The organism is Alteromonas sp. ABV4_150 (assembly GCF_056311745.1).
Window position 1 is genome coordinate 927636 of sequence record NZ_CM149971.1, and the last position, 25098, is coordinate 952733.

General features: G+C 44.7%; 17 protein-coding genes, 2 pseudogenes and 1 riboswitch. Of the genes and pseudogenes, 6 read left to right on the forward strand and 13 right to left on the reverse strand.

Features of this window, described 5'->3' with window-relative positions; all coding sequences use genetic code 11:
* Positions 1 to 128 precede the first annotated feature (128 nt).
* Entirely contained in the window at positions 129 to 1889 is a 1761-nt protein-coding gene (locus tag ACYX4M_RS03980; RefSeq protein WP_476081980.1) for an acyl-CoA dehydrogenase family protein, read from the forward strand.
* A gap of 95 nt (positions 1890 to 1984) precedes the next feature.
* Here the strand turns inward: ACYX4M_RS03980 and ACYX4M_RS03985 are convergent, their stop codons facing one another.
* Positions 1985 to 2530, reverse strand: a complete 546-nt coding sequence (locus tag ACYX4M_RS03985) for a DUF3016 domain-containing protein (protein WP_476081981.1) — start codon at positions 2528 to 2530, stop codon at positions 1985 to 1987.
* A gap of 111 nt (positions 2531 to 2641) precedes the next feature.
* Positions 2642 to 3013 (reverse strand): hypothetical protein, encoded by a 372-nt coding sequence (locus tag ACYX4M_RS03990; protein ID WP_476081982.1) that lies wholly within the window; start codon positions 3011 to 3013, stop codon positions 2642 to 2644.
* Positions 3014 to 3466: 453 nt separating this feature from the next.
* Here ACYX4M_RS03990 and ccoG point away from each other — a divergent pair, with 453 nt between their 5' ends.
* The 5 genes from ccoG (at position 3467) to ACYX4M_RS04015 (ending at position 9936) form a co-directional block, all read left to right on the forward strand.
* Complete coding sequence (gene ccoG / locus ACYX4M_RS03995; protein ID WP_476081983.1) at positions 3467 to 4897, forward strand: cytochrome c oxidase accessory protein CcoG; 1431 nt, start codon at positions 3467 to 3469, stop codon at positions 4895 to 4897.
* Positions 4894 to 5877 (forward strand): serine/threonine protein kinase, encoded by a 984-nt coding sequence (locus ACYX4M_RS04000; protein ID WP_476081984.1) that lies wholly within the window; start codon positions 4894 to 4896, stop codon positions 5875 to 5877. The genes ccoG and ACYX4M_RS04000 overlap by 4 nt, the downstream gene beginning before the upstream one ends.
* A 104-nt stretch (positions 5878 to 5981) precedes the next feature.
* Positions 5982 to 6245, forward strand: a riboswitch (cobalamin riboswitch).
* A gap of 91 nt (positions 6246 to 6336) precedes the next feature.
* Entirely contained in the window at positions 6337 to 8259 is a 1923-nt protein-coding gene (locus ACYX4M_RS04005) for a TonB-dependent receptor plug domain-containing protein (RefSeq protein WP_476081985.1), read from the forward strand.
* Between the two features lie 362 nt (positions 8260 to 8621).
* On the forward strand, positions 8622 to 9254 hold the full coding sequence (locus ACYX4M_RS04010) for a thiol:disulfide interchange protein DsbA/DsbL (RefSeq protein WP_476081986.1): 633 nt from the start codon (positions 8622 to 8624) through the stop codon (positions 9252 to 9254).
* Positions 9255 to 9345: 91 nt separating this feature from the next.
* Complete coding sequence (locus ACYX4M_RS04015) at positions 9346 to 9936, forward strand: HD domain-containing protein (protein WP_476081987.1); 591 nt, start codon at positions 9346 to 9348, stop codon at positions 9934 to 9936.
* 70 nt (positions 9937 to 10006) lie between these two features.
* On the opposite strand, the gene ACYX4M_RS04020 is transcribed toward ACYX4M_RS04015, so the two are convergent.
* The 11 genes and pseudogenes from ACYX4M_RS04020 to ACYX4M_RS04070 form a co-directional block, all read right to left on the reverse strand.
* Complete coding sequence (locus tag ACYX4M_RS04020; protein WP_476081988.1) at positions 10007 to 11227, reverse strand: alginate export family protein; 1221 nt, start codon at positions 11225 to 11227, stop codon at positions 10007 to 10009.
* 136 nt (positions 11228 to 11363) lie between these two features.
* Complete coding sequence (locus ACYX4M_RS04025; RefSeq protein ID WP_476081989.1) at positions 11364 to 12239, reverse strand: ABC transporter ATP-binding protein; 876 nt, start codon at positions 12237 to 12239, stop codon at positions 11364 to 11366.
* 16 nt (positions 12240 to 12255) lie between these two features.
* Complete coding sequence (locus tag ACYX4M_RS04030) at positions 12256 to 13251, reverse strand: ABC transporter permease (protein ID WP_476081990.1); 996 nt, start codon at positions 13249 to 13251, stop codon at positions 12256 to 12258.
* Positions 13252 to 13338: 87 nt separating this feature from the next.
* Positions 13339 to 14749: pseudogene (locus ACYX4M_RS04035) on the reverse strand (CmpA/NrtA family ABC transporter substrate-binding protein).
* Positions 14750 to 15530: 781 nt separating this feature from the next.
* Positions 15531 to 15864, reverse strand: a pseudogene (locus ACYX4M_RS04040) (methyl-accepting chemotaxis protein); the annotation flags it as partial.
* A gap of 181 nt (positions 15865 to 16045) precedes the next feature.
* The gene (locus ACYX4M_RS04045; RefSeq protein ID WP_476081991.1) at positions 16046 to 16642 is read right to left on the reverse strand and encodes a PAS domain-containing protein; all 597 of its coding nucleotides are present in this window, start codon (positions 16640 to 16642) and stop codon (positions 16046 to 16048) included.
* Between the two features lie 262 nt (positions 16643 to 16904).
* Positions 16905 to 18500: a diguanylate cyclase gene (locus tag ACYX4M_RS04050; RefSeq protein WP_476081992.1), complete on the reverse strand. Its 1596-nt coding sequence runs from the start codon at positions 18498 to 18500 to the stop codon at positions 16905 to 16907.
* Between the two features lies 1 nt (position 18501).
* Positions 18502 to 20022 carry a bifunctional metallophosphatase/5'-nucleotidase gene (locus ACYX4M_RS04055; protein WP_476081993.1) on the reverse strand — a complete coding sequence of 507 codons (1521 nt, stop codon included), beginning with the start codon at positions 20020 to 20022 and terminating at the stop codon, positions 18502 to 18504.
* 165 nt (positions 20023 to 20187) lie between these two features.
* Positions 20188 to 21174, reverse strand: coding sequence for a glycosyl transferase family protein (locus ACYX4M_RS04060; RefSeq protein WP_476081994.1), 987 nt, complete (start codon positions 21172 to 21174; stop codon positions 20188 to 20190).
* Entirely contained in the window at positions 21158 to 22135 is a 978-nt protein-coding gene (gene cobA, locus ACYX4M_RS04065) for a uroporphyrinogen-III C-methyltransferase (protein ID WP_476081995.1), read from the reverse strand. The genes ACYX4M_RS04060 and cobA overlap by 17 nt, the downstream gene beginning before the upstream one ends.
* A 12-nt stretch (positions 22136 to 22147) precedes the next feature.
* Positions 22148 to 25057, reverse strand: a complete 2910-nt coding sequence (locus tag ACYX4M_RS04070) for a nitrate reductase (RefSeq protein ID WP_476081996.1) — start codon at positions 25055 to 25057, stop codon at positions 22148 to 22150.
* Positions 25058 to 25098 lie beyond the last annotated feature (41 nt).

Here is a 25098-nt window from a genome sequence, read left to right on the forward strand (position 1 = left end):
AAGCAGCTATTTTCCACGTCTCATCACGGAAATTTATTATTAACTTTCCTTTAACGGGCTATTCGGACTAGGCTTTTTGTGACTATAATAAGCAAAATTAAAACACTTGTTTGAAAAAGGAGTCATCCATGCCTCTGTACCACGCCCCTACAACTGATTTTCAGTTTTTATTAAAAGACTGGCTTGGACTCGATGCTCACTACGAAAAGCTCGGTATCAGCGACTTCGATAGCGACTTGGCCAATGAAATTATCTCGCAGGGTGCAAAGTTTGCACTAGATGTAGTTGCCCCACTCAATCGTGAAGGTGATGAAGAAGGCTGTAAGCTTGAAGACGGAAAAATTACCACGCCTAAAGGCTTTGCAGACGCTTACCAAGAATACGTTGCGAACGGCTGGAACGCCATGTTGGGCACCGCCGAATATGACGGTCAAGACTTACCCTATACGATGGCCGTGCCAGTTCACGAGATGTTGAACGCAGCGAACCTTAGCTGGCGCTTAACCACTATGCTTACAGAAAGCGCAACACTTGCGGTGACTAAGCACGCAAGCAAAGAACTAAAAGATACTTACCTTGCCAAGCTAATCAGCGGCGAGTGGACAGGTACCATGAACCTGACCGAGCCTCACGCAGGAACAGACTTGAGCTTGCTAAGCACTAAAGCAGAGCCACAAGGCGACGGCAGCTACAAGGTAACAGGTAACAAGATTTTTATCACTGCCGGTGATCACGACTGGAGCTCGAACGTTATTCATCTTGTGCTTGCTCGTCTACCTGACGCACCTAAAGGGGTTAAGGGTATAAGCTTGTTCTTAGTGCCCAAGTTCCTTCCAGATGCTAGTAATGAGCCTGGTGAAGCAAACAGCCTTTCAGTAGGAAGCATTGAGCACAAAATGGGGATCAAGGCGAGCCCGACTTGCGTGATGAATTTCGACGGCGCAACAGGTTACCTTGTTGGTGAAGAAAACCAAGGCTTAGCATGCATGTTCACTATGATGAACGACGCACGTTTCCAGGTAGGCCTTCAGGGTTTAGGTGCGGCAGAAGCCTCGTACCAAGGCGCGCTCACCTACGCTCGCGAACGTGTGCAGTCTCGCGCACCTCAGGGTATCCAAAACCCTGAGGGCAAAGCGGACCCAATCGTATTTCAACCTGACGTAGCCCGCATGTTGCTCACGCAGAAATCACTGATTGAGGGCTGCCGTGCACTTTCACTTTTCTACGCTAAGTTTATGGACGTAGAGAAACTTGGTGAAGGACAGGAAAAAGAAGATGCCGACAAGGTCCTTCAATTTCTAACGCCTATTTGTAAAGCCTTTATGACCGATATGGGCCTTGAAACCACCAGCTTGGGCGTACAGGTTTTCGGTGGTCACGGCTTTATTCGTGAATGGGGCATGGAGCAACTTATGCGCGATGTGCGCATTGCAATGCTTTACGAAGGAACAAACGGTATACAGGCGCTAGACCTAATCGGCCGTAAGCTAACCCGCGATGGCGGACAGATGATGGAAGCTACATATAATGCGTTCAATGCATTGGTTAGTGACATCCAAGATAGTGAAGCAAAAGCTCTAGCACAAGGTATTCTTGATGACTGGCGCGCATCGTCAGCAGACTGCTTGGGGATGGATGCGACAACTGCTGCGGCAGCTGCATGTGACTATCTCGCTTACAGTGCTTACTCGCTTATTGGTGTACTTTGGTACAGCATGGCAGACAAAGCTCAGGCATCAGGTAATGCAGTTCTTGCAGCGTCTAAGATGAAGACACGTGACTTCTATATGGAACGTATTTTAGTACGTCGCGATGCGCACAAAGCAGCTTACAAAGCAGGCCCTGAAAGCACACTCGCCATTTCAGGCAATGAGTTTGATTACCTATAAGCAACATACGCTTCCTTAGCCCAATAAAGTTGGGCCAAGAGCGCAAAAAAGGTCACTATACGTGACCTTTTTTATTACTGTTTTAAAAAGATGTATTAATCGTTTGCCGCCACTTGCGTGGAAAACGTATCAGCAAACCAATCGTTTAGCATGGCTTTCTCGTATGATAAAGACTCCTTGCGGTTGCGACGAATATTAGATTCCATAAAATCCATGTCTTTTAGCTTCACATCATCAGCGCTCAAAATAACTTGCCCATCAGCATCGGACAGTGTGTAACTGAATGTCATTCTGGGAATATCAACCCGTTTAATGATACGCACATCACCGCCTGCGCCGTTACCAAAACCTACAAACTGACTTGGCCAAACCTGTCCTGCCAAATCTACGTTTGTTACTGTCATAGACAATACCTGAGACTCGGGTAAGTCGCTTGCCAATTCTGTAATATGCTCTTCTAACTCTTTTAATGTTCGTTCGCGGAAACGTTTACGGGATTCATTAGATGGCCTGACGTCGCTGTAAGACTTTGGCTCTTCCCAAGTTATCTCCACCTCAGCGGCTTGGGTTGGCGCAAGAACCACAAGAAGCCCCACTGTTACGGCGCAACCTAAACAAGAAAAAGTACGTAATTTATTCACTTTCATGCTCCTAAACTCAGTCGTTTTAACCCAAAGTTAGCAGGCTTTAAGAAGGTTAATATCAAAGAAACATTAGAAAACATTAGATTCAGCGCTTTTTCAAATAAAAAGCTAATGTCGCTCTGAAACTTGCATAACCGGAGACTGTTTAATGATTAGGCACAGATTTGTGCGTTTAGTTCCCGTGAAATTAGGGTTTATGTCATCGTTTTCACAATAAGTGTGATGAAAGCGTTTTACGCTCGCGGCATCGGAAGTAATTTGTTTTATATAGTTTTGCTGGTAAGGCTTTAAAGGGCTTAACTCGATATTTAATTTGTCTTGTAGACTACCCAACTCTTTTCGCTCTGGTAGTGTGGCTATAGTCACCAGCCATTCAGACACTGAGTGCTGTATATCTTCAAAGAGATACTGAACAAATGGAGAACGCAGTACGATTACTAAAACAATAATCTCCGCAGCGATAATAAAGAACCTTAACATGACTTCTCAGCTAACTTTGATAGACGTTTACAACAAATAGCGCCAACTTGGAGCATACATCAAATACAACATGCTCAATAAATGCTTTGCTAATTTATTTTACAACAACGTCCACTGTACATGGTTTGGGCGCCAATTGACCACATTTATGCGTTTAAGATTAGTGTGGCATCTACCCCTCTGTAAACATATCAGTTGATACTAAGGTATGTCTTGTTATTTACTTACAGGCCCCATTCAATACTCACTATTCACGACACTGTATTTAAAAATTTACAAAATGACATAATGTCGCTAAAGATAAAACCAATCACTTTGCTTTCTGAACTTTCAGTATTGACTGAAAGTTCAAAAAGATAGACCATACGCCACATTATTGATCTATATTAAATATGACGGGTTGAACGCAGTTATACTGCACTGGCAGTTTGTTACGTCACAAAAGGTTAAGCTATGAATGAACAAATACCGGTCAAAAACGTAACACCGGTAAAAGTACATAAACCCAAAGGGGCCACTGAGGGTAAACGACACGATTCCCGTAGCCGCATTTATGTGCGCGCCGTACAGGGCCCTTTGGAAACGTTTAGACGTTTCTTTGGTCTTTTCTTTCTAGCCCTTTTTGCCATCATTCCATGGATTCAGTACAACGGACATCAAGCAGTACTGCTTGATATCGGCGAACAGCGTTTTACTATTTTCTCTCTCACTTTATGGCCTCAAGACCTTACTTTACTGGCTTATATATTCATTGTTTCCGCTTTTGCGTTGTTCTTTGTCACCACCTTTGCCGGTAGAGTGTGGTGTGGCTTTATGTGCCCACAAACGACATGGGTATACATATACACTTGGTTTGAAGAAAAGTTCGAAGGCCCACGAAATAAGCGAATAGCCCTTGATGCGCGCAAGATGGATACAGACAAGTTCTTGCGTAAAACAGCCAAGCATACCGCTTGGGTACTAGTAGCATTATTAACTGCATTAACCTTTGTTGGCTACTTCACCCCTATTGACGCTCTGTTTGTTGACTTCGTCACATTTGAGACCAGCTTCTGGGCGGGTTTCTCAGTTATCTTTTTTGCAGTTTGTACCTACGGAAATGCAGGCTATATGCGTGAAATTATGTGCACGCACATTTGTCCTTATGCACGATTCCAATCTGCCATGTTCGACAAAGATACCTTTACCGTATCCTACGATGCAAAACGGGGCGAACAACGCGGTCCACGCCCTCGAAAACTTAGTCACGAGCAGGTGCAGGAAAAAGGCTTAGGTGACTGCATCGACTGTAATTTATGTGTTCAAGTCTGCCCTACCGGTATTGATATTCGCAACGGCCTTCAATACGAATGCATCAACTGCGGTGCTTGTGTTGATGCCTGTAACGGCGTTATGGACAAGATGGGCTATCCCAAAGGCCTGATAAGCTTTACCTCGGAAGAAGAACTTGCTGGCGGTAAAACTCATATATTGCGCCCTAAATTAATTGGGTATTTTGTCGTACTTGTTGTTATGACCGGTTTGCTATTCGCTAATATTTGGATGCGCAGCCCCACCGAAGTCGACATTATCCGCGATAGAAATTCCCTATACCGCGAAACGAATGAAGGGCTAATTGAGAACGTCTATACCATAAAAGTACTTAACAAAACACAGCAAACCCAAACCTACTCTATTGCTGTAAAAGGTCTGCCTGACTACGAATATATAGGTGAGCAAGAGGTGACAGTTAAAGGTGGTGCGGTTTACAGTACGCCGATTTCTGTTGCAACGGACGCTTATAATCTGGAAGATACGGTTACCGATATTTTTATCAGTGTAACCACCACTATTGATGGGGAGACGGTTACTGTTGATGAACCAACCAAATTCCTTTATCGATGACAGATTTTTCTTTTTCTGGGCTTAGCCCAGACACCATACTAGATGCCCTGGAAAGTCAGGGCATTTTTCTTCAAAGCGGCCTGCTAGCGCTCAACAGCTATGAAAACCGCGTTTATCAATTTTTGGCTGAAGACGGTCAGCGCTATGTGGCAAAATTCTATCGCCCAGGTCGATGGACAGATGCGCAAATTCTTGAAGAACACGCGTTTGCTGCAGAGCTAATGGATAACGAAATCCCATTGGCCGCACCTTTAGCTTTAAACGGTAAAACACTCCATCATCATACGGTGGCAGAGACTGACTATCGATTTACGCTATTCCCTTCGGTAGGCGGTAGACAATTTGAAAACGACAACCTTGATCAGCTCGAATGGATGGGACGTTTTATTGGTCGTATCCATCGCGTAGCGTCAGCTAAAGGGTTTGCAGATCGCCCCTCAATTGACATTGAAAGTTACCTTGATGAGCCCAAACAGGTTCTGTTGCAAAGCACACTGCTACCCGAGCATTTGAAGACGGCCTTTTTTGCCATACTCAATCCAGTTATTGAGGCCACCCAAAAAGCGTATAAGCCAACATCGAATATTCGGTTACACGGTGACTGCCACCCAGGCAATATACTATGGCGCGACGGCCCAACCTTCGTTGACTTAGATGACTGCCGTATGGGACCCGCTATTCAAGACTTATGGATGATGTTAAGTGGCGACCGCCAACAGCAGCTTTTGCAGCTAGATACCCTAGTAGAGGCCTACGAAGAATTTCACGAATTCGATACGGCTCAGTTAGCGCTTATCGAACCGCTTAGAGCAATGCGCATGGTGCATTATATGGCGTGGCTTTCTCGTCGGTGGGAAGACCCTGCGTTTCCTCGTGCGTTCCCTTGGTTTGCTGAAGACAAATATTGGGAAGGCCAAATACTTGCCCTGAAAGAGCAGCTATCTGCACTCCAAGAGCCCCCGTTGAAACTAGGTTACTGATTCAACTTTTACATCACTTATCAAAGCGCTTTTTCGATATTTTTATACAAATCGAAAAAGCGTAACTTATAAGAAACCGTATTCGCTATCACTTTTTAAGTTCTATATAATCGCGCTGTGTAGGTGCTTTTGTCGCGCTCCATAACTACTACTGTGACAATAGTTAAACGGGAAATCAGTGAAAAGCTGATGCTGCCCCCGCAACGGTAAACTCAACGCATTGTCGTTTTCTTTTCAATCGCCACTGTCTTTTATACGTCAACGCGCTTCAGCGCAATTAGACGTCACTAGATGGGAAGGCAAAAGAGCCATTACCTTATCGGTATTGGCGAGTAAGCCCGGATACCGGCCTGTACTTCATGGTGTCGTTTTTTGCTCCTATTCAAAAGAATAAGTAACAACGTGCACTTTCACTCATCATGTGCTCGGGTGGAGCGCATCAAAGATAATATAAAAACCATGCGTACACATTTTACTAAAGCAGCCCTTAGCGCTGCAGTTATTTCGTGCTTAAGCACATCTGCCTTCGCGCAAACTTCAAACCAAGATATTGAAACGCTAACCGTCACCGGCACCCGTTTACCTATTTCGCTAACTAAACTGCCTGGCTCTGTATCGGTGCTGACTGAAAGCGACATTAAAGCTTCGGGCGCACTTCAACTTACCGACCTTATTCGCGGCTTACCTGGCGTCAGTTTGTCCCAGTCAGGCAGCCCCGGCGGTTTAACCGAGCTTCGCGTGCGCGGCGGTGAAACCAACCATCTACTTGTTTTAATTGATGGCGTTGTTGCCAACGACGTAGGCCAAGGAAGCCTAGTTGACCTTGCTCATTTAACTAGCGCAAACGTGGTGCGCATAGAGCTTCTTCGAGGCCCGCAGAGCGCAAGATGGGGCAGCGGCGCTATCGGTGGTGTATTGAGCATTACGACAAAATCAGGCCAATTTGCCGATAATGCGTCACACTTAGACTTCTCTGCTGGCGTTGGCACACAAGGTACGTTGCAGGGCAGCATGAACGCGCGCTCGCAAAGCGATAACGTAGGTATTTCTGCATACGCCAGCTACATACGTACCGACGGTGACAACGTATCTCGTGTTGGTAACGAAGATGATGGCTACGACAACATGACCGCTGGCATTAATATTAATTATGCAGCAACGTCGGAGCATACGTTAATAGCTAACCTTCGCACGGTTCAGTACGAGAACGATTACGACGGCACTGATTTTGTGACAACCGGCCTTCCCGCTGATACAGACAACGTAACAGATGGCACGCAAATTAGTGCAAAATTAAAATGGGAATTCGCCCCTGAAAACACAGGCTATCGCTCAGCGCTGAGTGCACATTATCGCAAAGACGAGAACGACAACACTGAGTCAGGCGCGGACACAGGCGGTACTACCGGTGAGCGCATAGAGTTAAACTGGACAGGGTTCTATACCGTCGACAATTGGGATTTTGCAGGCGGTGTTGAATATTTGCAGCGTCTTTTTACCCAGCGCGGTCCTATTGTATTTGGCGATCCTAATCAAAAACAACACGACAACACCTACAGCGTATTTGCAGAAGCAAACAGTCAGTTAACCGAGTCGCTAACCGCAACATTAAGCGCAAGGTTCGACAACAATAGTGAGTTCGACAATGCCGTAAGCTATCGCGGCGGTCTCACATGGCAACTTAACGACCACTACGCCGTTTTTACCAGCTATGGTAAAGCCGTTAAAACCCCTACTTTTACCGAGCGTTTTGGTTACTTCCCAGCAAGCTTTATCGGAAACTCCAACCTAGAGCCTGAAACCAGTGAAGAATGGGAGGTGGGTATTAAAGCTAATTGGAAATCACTATCTGGTCAAATCAGCGCTTACACTGCTGATCTTGAAGACGAAATAAATGGTTTCATTTTCGTATCTGATTTAGGTGCGTTCAGTGCAGATAACATTGATGGTGAAAGTTCACGAGAAGGGGTTGATGTAGAGCTAAACTGGGACAGTGGCTATGGTGACTTTACTGCCGCCTATAGCTACCTAGACGCTGAACAAACTGACAGTGGTATCACAAGCACAGAGTTACGTCGTGCTCGCCATCAAGGTTCACTTACTTATACCACTGACTTTGGAACAGATAAGTTCAGTTTCTATACCAAGCTTGCTTATACTGGAAGCCGTTTCGACACTTTCTTCCCGCCATTCCCTGAGCCTTCGCAAACGTTGGCACTTTCAGCTTATACCCTTGCTACGGTGAACCTGAACTATCAAATTGATACGCAGTGGCAAGTTTCTTTTAGAGTAGATAATGCATTTGATACCGACTATGAAGACATTGTGGGCTATGCTGGACAGGAACGTCGCGCACTGCTAGTAGTTAATTACACCATGTAGTTAATTTAGGCTTAGGCTAGTAATCTATTCGGCTATACCTTGGTGTAGCCGTTTTTCGTTCAATAGTTTGGCGTCTATTTTATTATTGTAGCTTTTGCTTCTACTTATCATCGCCCTTCTTTGGCGCAGGCTTAAACTTCGGCACATTTTTTATCTCCCCCTACTCTAGCCGTATCAGTAAATGCTATTCATATTCTATTCATGGTAAGAGGTTTATTCTGCGACAATCGCTTATCCTATCGCAGCCAATGTTAACCTTATCGCGTACTAAGACCTTGTTGCGAAACAGGTCCTAGTTAAGCGAATAAGGCTGTGATAATCTCAACTTTGATAATCGTTTTTTTAATACAGGATCATAATCCATGAAAAAGTTTGCAGTAATGTTTGTCATGGCAATGCTTTTGCCATTAACAGCTTGTGCTCAAGAGCCGGCGCCTAAATGGAAAGAAGGCACGCACTATAAAGTGCTTGATAAAGAAGCCACAGATAAACCCGTAATTACTGAGTACTTCTCATTTTGGTGCCCACACTGCTTCCAATTTGAACCAATCGTTGCACAAATTAAAGAAAAGAAAAGCGACGGTACTAAGTTCAACAAAGTACACGTAAACTTTATGCGCTTTACCGGCCCAGAAGTTCAGGACGATGCTACCAAAGCTATGCTTATTGCACGTGCAATGAAGCAAGAAGATGCAATGAACGGCGCTATCTTCAACTATATTCATAAACAGCGTGCGTCTATCACAGGCCTGAAAGACCTTCGCAACATCTTCGTAGTTAACGGCGTAGACGGTGCAGAGTTTGATAAAATGGCGAAGAGCTTTGGCGTAAACAGCATGGTTCGCAAAAACCAACAGCAAATCGATGAGTACCGTGAACACCTAACTGGTGTGCCTAGCTTTATTATCAACGGTAAATATCAGCCAACGTTTACCTCTGATATGACCTTTGATGATATCGCTGACCTTATCGTGTGGTTATCAGAACAGAAGTAATTACCGCTTTTTAGCAATTACGCTTCACATTTACCCTAAACAATTAAATGGGCGCTAAGGCGCCCATTTTTACGCCCAGGAGTCTTTTCACATGCATGATGTTAGTGATTTTGCCGAATTCATATGTGAACTCGATCAACTTAAAGCGGTTAAGCGCCAAATTACACTTCCAAGTGATGACTACCGTCAAGAAAACTCCGCAGAGCACAGCTGGCATGTCGCATTAATGGCAAACATGTTAAGTGAATATGCAGCCAAGCCAATTGATATCACGCGAGTTATTCGCATGATCCTTATTCACGATATCGTGGAAATTGACGCTGGCGATATGTTTGCATTTAACGAGCAGAGCGATCACGACGCGCAAGCTGAGAAGGAACTCGCGGCCGCAAAGCGCATTTTTGGTTTATTACCAAGTCCACTCGATAGCGAATTGCTCAATTTATGGCTTGAGTTTGAAGCAGCAGAAACAGCCGATGCAGAATTTGCTAAAGCGATGGACCGAGTACTTCCTGTATTTCAAAATATGAAAGACAATGGCGGAAGCTGGAAGCGTCACGGTATTGCAAGAGAGAAAATCGAGTCGCGAAATGCACATTTAAAATCTTGTGCGCCTGCGCTGTGGGACTATGTTACTCAACAGCTAGATATTGCCGTTGAAAAAGGCTGGCTAAGTCAATAACGACTTAGCCAATCAAAGCTTAGTGAAGCTATAACGCTAGGTTAGGTCTCAGAGTTAATTCGCATAGCAATTAAAAACGTGTACCAATCCACATCCAAAAGCGATTAGTGTCTACTTTTATATCGCCCGCGTCGTAGGTACCGTACTTGATACCGAAATTGTACTTACCCGCAAATTTTTTGGTGTATTGAACATTAAATTCGCTACCTAAATCATCAACACCATTGCTGCTGTCGTCAGCGCTGAAATCATGATATGCCAAAAGCCACTTACCACCGGCTAGGCCGCCAGAAAGTGAAAACTTCAGGTCTTGTAAGCCTTGTGCTGGTGTCCCCAAAAACTGATCGGTCCAACCGTTGAACTTGTGCATAGTAGCAAGAGGTGTAGCAAACCCGTACAGTCCATCATCTGAACCTAGTACTTCATAATCGACTTTAGCGGTTACACCAGAGAAGGTTGCGGCTAGATAGGCATTTAGATAAGACGCGTCGAAATCAGTGGCAGTTTCTCCCGCGCCAGCTTCGCTCGATTGAGTAGCAAACTCAGCGCCATAAGCCCAATTTACGCTGTCACCTTTCATCTTTCCGTCATAGCTTAGGCCATATGTATCTAGTGCATTGTCTGTATTGTTATCTACTTCTAATAGATACGCATAAGCCACAAACTTACCGATTTTCGATGTATAAGTTGCGTGAAGGATATGGTCTTTTGAATCTAAATCAGCAGCTTCGGCGAAAATACGGTTACGCTTATATAAATAGCTATAGAAAAGCTCTAGATTGTCCGTTGCCGCATATTTTGCGCTAACGGCATCAAAGGTCTGGCGGTCCTGTCTCCAGCCAACGTGACCAACAAACCTGTGGTCGTCTAGCGTAATAACTTGGCGCCCAACTTTGGCTGTAAAGCCATCTGTTTTGTACTGAATAAAAGCTTGGTCTACTTCGGTCGTTTCTGGGTCAGCAATGACAGAGTATTCACCCACATTAAAGCCAGTAGGCCCCACGGTAAACTCATCTTGCCCCATTACAATGCGGTTGTCTTCAACCTCGGCGGTAAATGAAAAGCCATTAACACTTCCCGAGCTAAAGCCTAAACGGGTGCGTAAGGTCAGCGCGCTTGCATCTTCTAGCGCATTGTCTTGATCTACGGCCTCATAACGCAAATTAAGGTCAGCCCATGCCTTTGAGTCACTTAGCGCGGTATGAATATCAGCTGCCATTGCGCTGCCACCTAAAACTGCCATTACAGAGGTAGCTAACATATTAATGCTTAATTTTTGAAACGTGTTCATGCGTGTTCCCTATCGGTTTTGATTTTAGCTTTTTATTAGTCAACACTTACCCAGCCAGCATAAAAATGCCGGTTGAAAAGTGAAAGTTATACGTTGTAGGCGGTAAAGCTACCGCCCTTATCAGATGCCGATAGTGCTAGGCAGCATCTGATTTTTTAGTGTCTTTTTTTTCAGATGTCACCCCGCTGGGTTTTGATGTTGCGTTGTTAGTTCTGGAAGTAACGGTTTCAACCTTTTTCTGCTTGTCGTAAAGGAAGGTTAATACCTCATGTCTGTAGTGGTTATATTGTTTGTTGTCTGCCAACGCCAATCGGTCACGGGGGCGAGGCAACTCAATATCTAGAATTTCACCGATGGTAGCGGCGGGCCCATTGTTCATCATTACGATGCGGTCAGATAGCAACACGGCCTCATCCACATCATGAGTGATCATGATGACGGTATTACCTAAATCAGCATGAATTTCCATTAAAGAGTCTTGAAGGTGTGCACGAGTTAAGGCGTCAAGCGCGCCGAACGGTTCATCCATCAATAGCACTTTAGGTTTCATTGCCAGCGCGCGCGCAATACCTACACGTTGTTTCATACCCCCGGAGATCTCACTAGGCAGCTTATCGAGTGCGTGGGTCATGTGTACAAGCTCTAAGTTGTGCATGATCCATTCGCGCATTTCGCCTTTGCTCTTGCCCCGCATGGTGGATTTGACCGCCAACTCAACGTTCTTATATACCGTAAGCCAAGGCAATAACGAGTGATTTTGAAATACTACAGCGCGCTCTGGTCCTGGCTGCTTTACTTCAGAGCCATCTAATATTACGCCGCCTGAAGTCGCTTGGTGTAAACCCGCGATAATATTCAGCACTGTCGATTTTCCGCAGCCAGAGTGACCAATTAGTGATACGAATTCGCCTTTACTAATTTTTAGATTTACATCTTGAAGCGCAGTAAAGGGGCCCTTTGGAGTTGGGAAGTCGATACCTACCTGCTCTAACTCTAAGTGTTTAGTGTGCATAAATTTCTCCTCAAAATTAGCGTAATACGCTCGACTTATCCCAGCTTACCGCGCGCTGAATTGACAACATTAAACGGTCCAGTACAAAGCCGATGACACCGATAGTTAATACTGCCACCATGATTCGTGCTAAGGATTCTGAACTACCGTTTTGAAACTCATCCCAAACAAACTTTCCTAACCCTGGGTTTTGGGCAAGCATTTCCGCTGCTATGAGTACCATCCAACCAATACCAAGCGATAATCGAAGCCCAGTGAAAATCATTGGAATTGAAGATGGCAGTACTATTTTCGTAAGGTGCGCAAAAGGCGTAAGACGCAGCACTTTGCTCACGTTAATAAGATCTTTTTCAATGTTTGACACCCCTACCGCTGTGTTAATAAGGGTTGGCCATAGGCAGCAAAGCGAGACCGTGAAGGCAGAAGTAACAAACGACTTTGAGAACGCCGGGTCTTCACTGACATATAGCGCACTTACGACCATAGTAACTAGTGGTAACCAAGCTAGTGGCGAAACGGGTTTGAATAATTGAATAAGTGGGTTTATAGCCGTGTATGCTGATTTACTTAAACCACACAAAATCCCCAATGGAACAGCGACTACTGAGGCAATAAAAAAACCAACCATAACCGTGTAAAGGCTAGTCCAAATTTGATCAAAGAAAGTAGGCGCACCGGTAAAGTCTCGTATCTTCGGCTCGTAAGTAGGATCTTGAGCCACACGGGCTGCATTTCGTTCTTCTTGGCGTTGATAGAAGGCATCTGCCTTTTCACGCTGGGCGACATGCTCGTCAATTAAAGCCCCCGCTTGTTCAAAAACTTGTGCTGGGCCTGGGAATTGCCCTAACGATGTATCGATACTTTTTGCAACGCCATTCCAGATGGCCAGAAACATCAGCAAGCCGATTACAGGCAGCAACAACGCAGGCGCAGATTGATATAAACGACTCAATAAAGAGTCTGAGTTTGACGGCGATGATGGAAGGCGAAGAATGGTTGTCATTTTGCTCATTGCTTGCTCCTGATTCTTAATGTGCGCTATTGCGCTTTGAATGCCCCGTCTTCACCTTAGGGTCGACGGGGCTACTTTACGAGACACTTAAAGAATAGTGTCGCCTTTAAGACCAATATCAAATTGCTCTAAGTAAGCGTTAGGCTTGCTTCCATCAAACGTTACGCCGTCGATAAATTCGCTCTGAGGCGGCTTATAACCTGTTTCCGTTCCAAACTCAGGGAAATCAGAAGCCTTCGCTTTACCCTCAGCGATAAGCGCTTTCGCAGCCTGGGCATAAACTTCTGGCTTATAGACTTTTTTGGCCGTTTCTTTGTACCAATCGTCAGACTTAAGCTTCTGAAATTTGTCCCCAGCGGCGCATTTGTGTGAGATACCAAATTGCATCACTGTAGTACGGGTAAGTAGCGTTGTAGCGGAAGAACACATTGAAGTCTGGCACGTCACGCTTGTCGCCTTTTTCGTATTCGAAGGTGCCCGTCATGCTGTTAGCCAGTACATCTTCGTCTGCGCCAACGTAGTTGCTTTTAGCAAGAATTTTTACTGCTTCAGGACGGTTAGCATTGTCGTTTTCATCTAACCACATTGCTGCACGAATTAAGGCTTTTACCACGCGAATGTGAGTATTTGGATACTTGTCAGCCCAACCTTGGCTTACACCAAACACTTTTTCAGGGTTGTTTTTCCAGATCTCATAATCGGTAATTACAGGTACACCGATACCTTTAAATACCGCTTGTTGGTTCCATGGCTCACCTACGCAATAGCCATAAATAGTGCCCGCTTCCATGGTCGCTGGCATTTGTGGTGGTGGCGTTACAGACAATAGCGCTTGTGCATCAATTTGACCTGCTGTATCCCCCTTGTGAGGAGCGTAATAACCTGGGTGAATGCCGCCTGCTGCTAGCCAATAACGCAGTTCGTAGTTGTGGGTAGAAACAGGAAATACCATGCCCATGTTGAAAGGTTTTCCAGCGTTGCGGTATTCATCAACCACCGGTTTAAGATAATCAGCTTTGATTGGGTGTACAGGCTTGCCATCTTCCTGTGGAATGTGCGCCTTCATTTTCTCCCAAATCTCATTTGATACAGTAATACCATTGCCGTTTAGGTCCATGCTAAACGCAGTAACTACATGAGATTCGGTACCAAAGCCAATAGTCGCACCAAGAGGCTGGCCAGCGAGCATATGAGCACCATCTAGCTGACCATCAATAACCCTGTCTAGCAGCACTTTCCAGTTAGCTTGCGCTTCTAATGTAACGTAAAGCCCTTCATCTTCGAAAAAGCCTTTCTCATACGCCACAGCAAGCGGCGCCATATCCGTCAGTTTAATAAAACCAAACTTCAGCTCTTCTTTTTCAGGCCACCCAACTGCGGGGGCTTGTGCTGAAACTGATGTTGAAAATGTTGCTACAGAGACGACAAGTGCAGCACAAACGCTTGCGCCCACCGTTCTAAAGCGTTTTAGTAATGATGTTGTCTTTAACCCAGTCATACGTGTTCCTCGTAGCCAAAAAAAAACCCACCGGCTATAGACATTTACATGTCTAGCACGGTGGGCTTCGTTGCCGTGTTAGTAACATCGGAGTAATTACTAACGCATCAAGTTGTTATTGGTAAGTCAGGAATTCCCGCTCACACACCTCATCTTAAAGGGAGGTTAAATAAAAGCTTTAGCTCAATAAAACCATCTTTATTATTGTTATTATTATTTGCCATAAATGCAGGAGAAGCTGGAGCTTCCTTACTGTTCTCCACTGATTCCTAATTTTTCTTATTCACACTATGGACAATATTGTGCTTTACACAGTGCTATAGCACTGTGTCGCACCTGTTGCCTTATATGGCAACTGTGTTTTGCACGTATTAGATAGCAGTCAACGTGCCAAAAATATAAACACCTGATTAGTAAAGAATTATTAAAATTTTAAGTTATATAATCTGCGAATAAAGAAGTGTTTGCGCACCAAAAAGGGGGGACTGTTCAACCATGGTGCGAGTAAATAAGCACCACGATTGAACTAGATAGAAACAATAATTGCGATAACATAAGTGATAGACGCCCTGGTCTAGAGCCGTTTAGTAAATTGCCCTATGGCATTAACCACCTCGTTGGCGCCGTTTTGAATCTCTTCCATCGCACTACCTGATTGTGTTGAATACTCCAACGCATCGCGGGCTTTTTCTTGCCCCGCCTCTATCAGTTGAACGGCATTTTCAGTAAGTTTTCTATTCTCAACAACTACGTTAACAATTTCCTCGGTTGCACTACTTGTCCGAGAAGCTTAACTGCCTTACTTCGTCTGCAACCACAGCAAACCCTCTACCTTGGTCACCCGCGCGAGCGGCTTCAATCGCGGCGTTCAGCGCAAGTAAATTGGTTTGGTCGGCAATTCCACTAATACTTTTAACCAAATCGGCAACTTTTTGAGATTGCTCGTCGAGGTCTTTAATGCCTTCACTCGCACTGCCCATCTGCGTAGTAAGTTCATTCATTGCTCTCATAGTTGCATTAAGCACTTCATTACCTTTGCGCGCCTGCTCCCCCGTCTCTTGCGAGATATTAAACGCCACGTTAGCCGCTTCGGAAATAGCAAATTCACGCTGCATTTGCTCAGTAATAACGGTGGCAAACTTAACGACTTTATAAAGGTTTCCATCTTCATTTCTAATTGGGTTATACGAGGCTTCTAACCAAACTTCATTGCCCCTACTATCTATTCGCTTAAACCTACCTGACGCTAACTTACCTTCCGCTAAGTCGCGCCAAAAGTGTTTATATTCCTCTGAATTAAGCTTCTTGTTCGGTACAGAATATTCTGTGGTGCTGACCTTCTATCTGCTCCAAAGTGTACCCCATACCTTGAAGAAAGTTGTCATTCGCAGTTATTATCGTTCCGTCTAACTTGAATTCAATGACAGCAGATGAGCGGTGAAGCGCAGCAATCATATCGCGCAGTTCATTGCTATGGGTGATATTCCGCGTTTGCTCTGCCATGTAGAAGGCGATATATCTCACATTACCGTGAGCATCATCTACGGGCTGCACTATACCGCGCACCCACATTTCTCGTCCTTTCGCATCCAGAAAACTGACTGCGCCATGCCAATGGCGATGCGTTTTTATTGCGCCGAGCATATCTTGTGCAGCAGGTTTTCGGAGCGTGGTTGAGCTCACCATAGTTTCGAGAGATTTACCTTCTAACTCACCGGACGAGTAGCCGGTAGCCTGGGAGCACAAGTCATTAATAGCATTAATTCTGCCGTCAGGGTTTAACTCTATAAAAAGCATTTCCTCGCGAAGTTCATCCTGAACTGTGTGATATGCCTTAATTTCTTTTTTTAAACGCGCGTTCTCGGCTATCAATTTTTTATCTTTGAAAAACATTCAGTGCTCCTGACCAACTAAGGTTTTCTCTTTCTTCGCCCCTATTGCTCACAGCGATTTTATTTGTACACAAGAGGCCGCTAGCCATCCAAAATAATGACAAGTAATGTCTTTTAAGATGGACTAATTTTTCATCATTTTGATTAAAGATAGCAGAGGAAATGTAGTTTTTGGCGTATAACAAAAATATAATTGAAGCCTTGCTTCAAGGCAGTGAATAAATGGCTAAAGACGCGAGAGCATAGGCCCTGAGGTTTTTTGGTTACGTAAGCCTCGCATAAACACAGCAATTACGGCCACTAGACTTTGCTTCATATAACGCCTTATCAGCGATGTTTAGGATTGTGGTTAGCGACCACTCTTGCTGACAGGCGAACTCAGCGGTCGCAACTCCGAGGCTTGCAGTAATTACTGATGAAACAGGGCTCTTGCCGTGCGCTATATCTAATGCTTCGATGGCGTTTCTAATTTCCTGTGCTTTAACTCTCGCCCCTTTTTCATCGGTATTAGGCAATATTGCCACAAATTCCTCCCCACCATAACGGGCGCAAAAATCAGTGTTGCGAGCCACTACATTGTTGAGTTCCATAGCAACGGCCTTTAAACACTCATCTCCTTTCGTGTGGCCATAGTTGTCGTTATATAACTTAAAGCTATCAACGTCGAGCATGATCATAGTCAAAGGCCACTTTTGACGCTTTGATATTGCAATAGCTTTTTCCATTTCTATTTCAAACGCCCTTCGATTGGGAATATGGGTTAGCGGGTCGCTTAGTGATAAGCGGATTAGCTCTGCTTCTTGGCTTTTTACCCTTTTAAAATACAGTGCAAAAGTTTTAGCCAATCGAGAAATTTCGTCGCTGCCTTCAAACTTTGCTACTTCCTCACTGTTCTTTTCAACTAAATTTGTTAATGCGATCAAGCGCAGGATTATGCGCTTGTAAACATAAAAAATAATCGCAAAGCATATACACATCACAACTACCGACAAGGTTACCGACAGGGTTATTTGCTCTGAGAGCGCTTTGTTTGTATCTAACGCATGTATTGAAGCATCTTTAGTTATCGATGAGGCTTCAAACTCAATATTTGTTGCCAATTCTTCCGCCAGGTGTTCAACAAAACTTCCACGTCCTCTTGAGCGACCACGAATACGCATAACATTGGCTTGCTTTTCTATCATGCCTGATTGCCCGAACACTCCCTCTTCCATCATATTAACGAGTTCACTGCTGCTATTATCTAGCTGTGAATTTCTAAGCTCGGCGATGCTTTTTTTAATGCTTCCCTCTAGCTTTCTTAATTGGTGTAACTGGAATTGCTGATTAATTTGAGCGATTTGTAATACAAGAGGAAGCAGAGCTTTCGAAGATTGAAGACCTTCATATTGCTTCTGGCTACTCTCAAATATGTCGTTTAAGAAAGTAAACAGCACGTTACTTTCTGCCCTCACTTCACTTTCTACTTCAATGCGCTTGCGTACTAGCCCATTAAGCTCTTCTAATTCTAGAGTGAGAACGTCTAATTGAGTCTCGTAGTATTTATTATTTTGTTCTACCTCTAAACTAGAAAAAGCGAGACGTTCAATGGTCTCGTCTAATTGTTTTTTGGTGATACGTCGGGCGGATTGGCTTTCAGAAAAAGTTAAACGTGCCGTAAGTGCAATTAGGTGTTGAACTTCTCGGTTTATTTCAGTGGCGTTACCAAGGGTTGGTATAGAAGTGGAGTTAATGGTATTTAGTACCTCCCTTGCATCATTTAGACGAGATAATGACAGCACCAAGATGAGCAAAAAGAAAACCATTACGCTGCATTGTGCAATGATGAACAGGTACAAGGTCTTCTTTTTGTGCCGCATATTATTCAACACCTTCAGCGAGATTTACTATACGCTTTTCAACTTTAGGTGCTATGACGTACTGATTGCTGATTGCTTGCACCACCAAACTTGATATTTGGGGTGGGTGCATAGTTAGTGCCGTTAACTTTTCCGCATTTTTGAACGCATGAAATCCGTCACCTCCATTGGCCAGAAAGTTACTTGTAGCGAGTGTGTAGTTTCTTGATTTATCTATTGGCTTTCCATTAATGGTGACGTTCTTTACCCGATGGAGTGCTTTTGCTGAAGGGTCAAAACTATAAGACATTCCTGATACGTGAGGAAATCCTCCTTTAAGGTTTTGATATTGAGAAACACCCTCTTCAAGCGCTTGAATAATTTGCTCCCCTGTTATGTCTAATATCACAACATGAGCGCGAAAAGGTATTTCTGTAACAATATCTTGCCTAGAAATAGGGGTCCCCGCACTGTATTGTTTATTGCCTCGAATACTTCCGCCATTTACCAAAGCAATATCTGCATCGGCATAGTGCCTAATAGTATCGACGATAAGATTAGCGAAAGGGTTTTCTTGGCTTCTTACCGCATTTCGCGTTGTCGAAATATCCTTACCCCATTGCCCTATTTGGATATTTAGCAGTCGGTTTAAGCGAGCTTTGTATGAACTTAGCTGGTCGCTCACCCGACTATCAGCTGGTATCTCTTCAAGCGGCTGCTCTAGATAAGAAATGGCTTCCCAATCCGAATAATGTTCAAAGCTTGCCACTATTGCCGTCCCCTGTCGGGTAAGTACCATACTGTTTGGGTGACGTGTGGCCTCAAGCAAAACATCTTCATCAAGCCGACTATCAGTTATAAATGCCACATCGATAACCCCCTTGTTTAACAAGGGCCTGACAAAAGAAAATGGGTAGGAATAATGCAGAAGAATCATATCCGCGCCTTGCTGTCGCAACCGCTTAGACTCCTCTATAATGATATTCTGAGGCGGCGTGATAGATATATCAGACAGCTGATATTCTTCAATTACTCGTTGGTGCAACACAGAAATTACACCTAGGGAAACCTGCTCTTTTTCAATAATAACAGATTTACTTAAACCATCTGGTGGATACTCAACCCGATTATCTATAACGTTACTTGATACCAGAGGAAAAGCGGCCTCATAAGAACGTAACGACAACTCATCTTCGTAAAAACTGAACTCTCTTTTTGTGACTCCCATCACATCGGGTTCGAGCGTGTTTAAAATATCTATTATATGAGAGCCACGATCAAAAGATGAAAGAGCACTAGGGCCAATTGAACCGCCACCGAATACAAAAAATACCGTATCGTTATTTTGCCGTTCTTTTGAAACCAGTGTTTGAAGGTTGGCGTATTGACCTGTTCGAGGATCGCCAATATTGGGCATATCGGCAGTAAGTACAAGCGTTACTCTTTTGGGCTCTGCCTGACTCTGATTTTCAGATACTGCGTAGCCCGCTCGAAATAAAAGCGACATACTTGCTAAAAACACGAGCCATTGCATTCTTTGCATAGCAACACAAAATAAAACATTGTTAATATTATTAACAAGTATAGCAATGATTAAGTCAATGCAACCTTGGAATGGTAGACCTGACTAAGTGACGCTGGAATACTGATTAGTTTACTGGCTAGATGTGAAATCTTTGCCCTAAAGGCAAGAAGCATGTATCGATCGTTAGAATGGCGGAGCACTCTTGTCCCTTTGTAACCAGAGCTCCTTGGCTTGAGACAAGGCTTCTGCCACATCACAATTTTGAAGAAGTACTAGGTAACTGCAAAGCGTACTTAAAATAGCCTGTTCACCGTAAAGGCTGTTTGTTTTACCCGCCCACACATCCAGCATGTCATTAACATTCATGTCTTTGTCTTTAAGGGCCCATTTATCGGCCAGAACGGGCATTATCACTTCCTCGGTTTCACCGTTTCTGGTAATGAACAGCTCAGTTTCTCTTTCACCATTCACTTCAGGATCGCCACCATCGCCGCGAAAACAAAGTGCGTTAATCGACGAGTAATTTTCATTTACGCGACAATGTTTATGATCAAGATGCATGTGGTAAACCCCCTGCACACAAAACTCTGCGCCAGTGGGGTTCAATAGTCTGGCTAGCGTGTTGGCACAAGAGCGTAGCCCAAACACTTCGCGCAGCTTAATAATGGTATCAAGCGCGGGCAGTAAATAAGATAGGTCGAGATAGGTTACGCCTTTATCAGCAAGCTGCTGGTTTGCCTCAGCGATACTGGTGACCTCAACAAGGCCTAACTTGGGTAGCGCAATGCTTGCATAAAGACGCCCTGAGCCCGGCTCATGGGCACCGTGAAGCATAATGGAATAACCTTTTTTAGCCAGTACGGCTACCGCTAGTAAGTACCAAGGAAGCTGGCGACGTTTTCCTGCATAACACCCAATGTCTAACCTTGGGGTAAGTGTCTTAACTTCTGGCTCAATCAGTTCTCGGCACGCATCGACAAAACCAATGACCTCTTCTGGCGTTTCTTCACGGGTGCGAAGTAACATAAGAAATGCGCCCCGCTGATCGCCAGTCACTTCATTGGCCAATACCATTTTCATGGCATGATAAGCTTCATCACGGGTAAGACTACGCCCCCCTTTTTGACCCTTACCAATAATTTTTATGTATTCGCTAAATGGTTGCTGCATGCTCGGATGAATGTAGTAGAAGTGTATTTACCTGTTGTCGAGACTCTACCACCTTTCCAAATATAAGTAACGTGGGCCCAGTTAAATTTGCAGCCTTTACTTTGCCATGAATATTAGCTAGCTCGCCAGTAATTACGCGCTGTTGAGGTGATGTAGCATTTTCAATTGCCGCTACCGGCCACGAACATGGTACCTTGTGCTGCATCAAACCTTTGCAAAGCCCCTCAAGGCGGCTTAGCCCCATATAAACCACCATGGTTTGCTTTAATACATTCTGCGCCATTGGCGCCATTTCAGGCCATTGTTCTGCATCTTTAAAATGTGCAGTCATAAAACTCACCGATTGGGCACAGCGCCTGTCCGTGAGAGGGATACCCGTATAGGCAGACACGCCCGAGGCGGCTGTAATACCAGGAACAATAGCAAAAGGAATATTAGCTTTTGTTAGCGCATCGGTTTCTTCGCAGGTTCTCGCAAACAAGGCTGGGTCACCACCTTTTAGTCGCACCACGGTATGACCCAAACTGGCAAGTTCAACCATCCGCTTGCAAATAGCGCCTTGGGTAAAACTATGCTTCTTACAGCGCTTTCCTACGTACTCTTTCGCTACGCTAGATGGAATGAGCGAAAGAATATCTTCGCTTACGAGTGCGTCAAACAATACCACATCGGCTTGCTGTAAAAGGCGAAGCGCTTTTAAGGTAAGTAGCTCTGCATCGCCAGGACCTGCGCCTACAATAAATACTTGGCCCTGCTTCTGACGCTCATCGCCAAGGTTTGTTGTATTCAGCCACTTGTTTAGGTACGAATACTTAGCTAAAGATTTGAAATTGTCATTGCGCTTACGAGTGGTCGAAGTCTTAATCGAAGGTGCATCGCGATAAAAAAGATTAAACAAAGGTTTCTGCGGTTTGAATAAGGTGCGTAAAAAAGGTAAAGACCAACTAGATGCAGTTGACATAATTTAACGCTCCTAAACAGATTGAGTTTCTATAACTAAATGCTTGTCTATAAGCTCAGACAAGGCGGGCTTGCAAGAACCACAGTTAGTGCCGCATTTTAACTGCTTACCAAGTTCGGTTACCGATGAACAGCCTTTGGTTATGGCATCTGTAATCGTCTTTTCACGCACTTCAAAACAGCTGCAAACTACATCGCCATTTAAAAATGCTTCATCCACTTGGCCTCGTAATAAATTGCGTTGTGACTCAATGGAAACCGCCGTATTTAATAGGCTGGCAAGCCACGCATTCGGAACTGACCAAGTGCTTTTCGTCTGTGCCGCCACGTGAGCCGAGCCTGTTTTTTCTGGCTCATCGCCTAGAAATGCGGCGAAGCACAAAAGGTCATCGACAAGCGCAAAGCATACTGAAAAAGTGTGATGGTGAAACTGTAATAGCACCGCGCTTTGCGGTAGCCGTGATATCAAGCTTTGTGTAAATTCACGACGGCTTTTGTTCGACGCTACGTTTAACACCGATAGTGCAGCTTCAGAACTACTTCCTTTTGATGTAGCGCCTTCGGCCTCAAGCGGTGTCTTACTCCAGTAATCACATACTTTCTTTAGCGCTTCTTGATTATCAATACAGGGATTATCGATGCTGGGATTATCAATGTTTGTTTTGGAGTCGTGTGACAATTGTATTTTTGATGATAAGAAGAGTTTTCCATACGTAGCGTAACGTACAGGTGCAATAGCCACTGCAGCATGTTTTAGTTCCGGCTGCCCTGAAATTGGATCTACCGCGCTCGCGTAAAGTGCACCTAGCTTACTGTGAGAACCCCATTGCGCCGACCAGTGTATGGGTATAAACACTTCTTTTTTGCGCATGTCCGCATCTGTTTTTACCGGATAGATAACTGGGGCGTCTTGACACACCGCACTTGTCAAAGAAACGAGGTCATTATTTGCAACACCCAGTTTGGCAGCGTCTTTGGGGTTTATATAGACAGAGGCGCTCGGCATATGGGCGAGTAACTTTGCGGCTTTACCCGTGCGCGTCATGGTATGCCATTGATCTCGAGCTCGACCGCTGTTAACGACAAAAGGGTAAGCGTCTGACGTAACCTGCAATGGGGCTTTATAGGTTACCGGAATGAGTCTAGCCTTACCGCTAGGCGTTGAAAACTGCTTATCTTCAAAAGGACGCTTGCTAGTAAGGTTGGGCTTAGTGTTTGCCTTCAGCTTAGTGCCGGATGAAGGCGTATTCAAAACTGTGTTTTGAAAAGGCCACTGGATAGGTGATAGACCGTTGTACTGCGCTTCACTTAGCATTTGCAAAGGTGATAAGTCTAACTGGCGTTTGCCATTATTGTGATAGCCAGTTAAGCCAGCGTATTCACAGAATATTTGCGACGGATGAGTAAAGCTAAATGCCTCGCCAAAACCCATTTTAGCCGCCACGTCGCACATAATTTGCCAATCGTGTTTTGCACTTCCAGGTGGGGGTAATATACCCCGCTGACGTGATATACGGCGCTCTGAATTCGTCACTGTGCCGTCTTTTTCCGACCACCCCGTTGCGGGAAGGGCAATGTGGGCGTAGTTGAGCGTATCATTCGATTCAACAATATCAGACACTACGACCATCTCACACTTTGAAAGAGCGCGCTCAACTTGGCCTCGATTGGGCATACTGACAACAGGGTTAGTCCCCATTATCCAAACAAATTTTACCTTGCCACTTTCTATTGCGTTAAAGAGGTCTACCGCTTTAAGACCCTGTCCTTTGGGCATAACGGGTGCATCCCAGTAGTTTTTTACTGCTTCGATATGTTCAGGATTTTCTAAATCCATGTGGGCAGCAAGCATGTTAGCCAAACCACCAACTTCACGCCCTCCCATGGCATTGGGCTGGCCAGTAATTGAAAACGGGCCACAACCGTCCTTAGCAATTAAATCCATTGCTAAATGACAGTTGATAATGGCTTGGGCTTTATCCACACCAGCAGAAGACTGGTTCACGCCCATAGAATAAAAAGTGATTGCACTAGATGCTTCACAGAATGCGTCAAAAAAGGCCTTAAGTTTGCTTTTTTCTATATCACATACGCTAGCCACGTCATCCAGCGTTAAGCCACTTGCACTTTCAAGTGCTTCATCAAGCCCGTCGGCATAGGTCTCGACGGAGGTTCTATCTATTCTACCTTGTTCGTTTGCATAGCTAAGTAAACCGTTAAATAGCGCTACGTCGCTACCCGGCTTTATAGGAAGGTGTAAATCGGCAATGGTGCAGGTTTCAGTTTTGCGTGGGTCAACAACAATGACCTTCATTTTCGGATTTTTCAGCTTTGCTCGCTGAATGCGTTGAAAAAGCACTGGGTGGGCCCACGCCGCGTTACTTCCGGTGATCACCAGTAAATCTGTACATTCCAAATCGGTGTAATCGCAAGGCACCACATCTTCACCGAACGCACGCTTGTACGCGGCAACGGCTGATGACATACATAGGCGTGAATTCGTATCGATATTGGCACTGCCGATATAACCTTTCATAAGCTTATTGGCAATGTAATAGTCTTCGGTGAGAAGCTGTCCTGATACATAAAAAGCAACGGCATCCGCGCCATACTGCGCAATGGTAGAGGTGATCTTATCCGCAATCACATCGGTGACCGTGTCCCAATCCACTGATTGTCCTGCTATGGTTGGGTGAAGCAAACGTCCACTCAGGTCGTTTGTCTCAAGCAGGTTTGTTCCTTTAACACACAATCTTCCATAATTGGCGGGATGCTCTGGCGTGCCTTTAACAGTGTCCAGGGTTGCGGCACGCTTGCTTACGTTGCAACTGATATCTACACCACACCCTACGCCGCAGTATGGGCATGTTGTTTGTCTTAATTGTTCAGACATCATGTCGGGTTGTCGTGTAGCCATATTCATTTCATTACCTTTTTCGATTCCGAAGTAATTGAATGCATTTT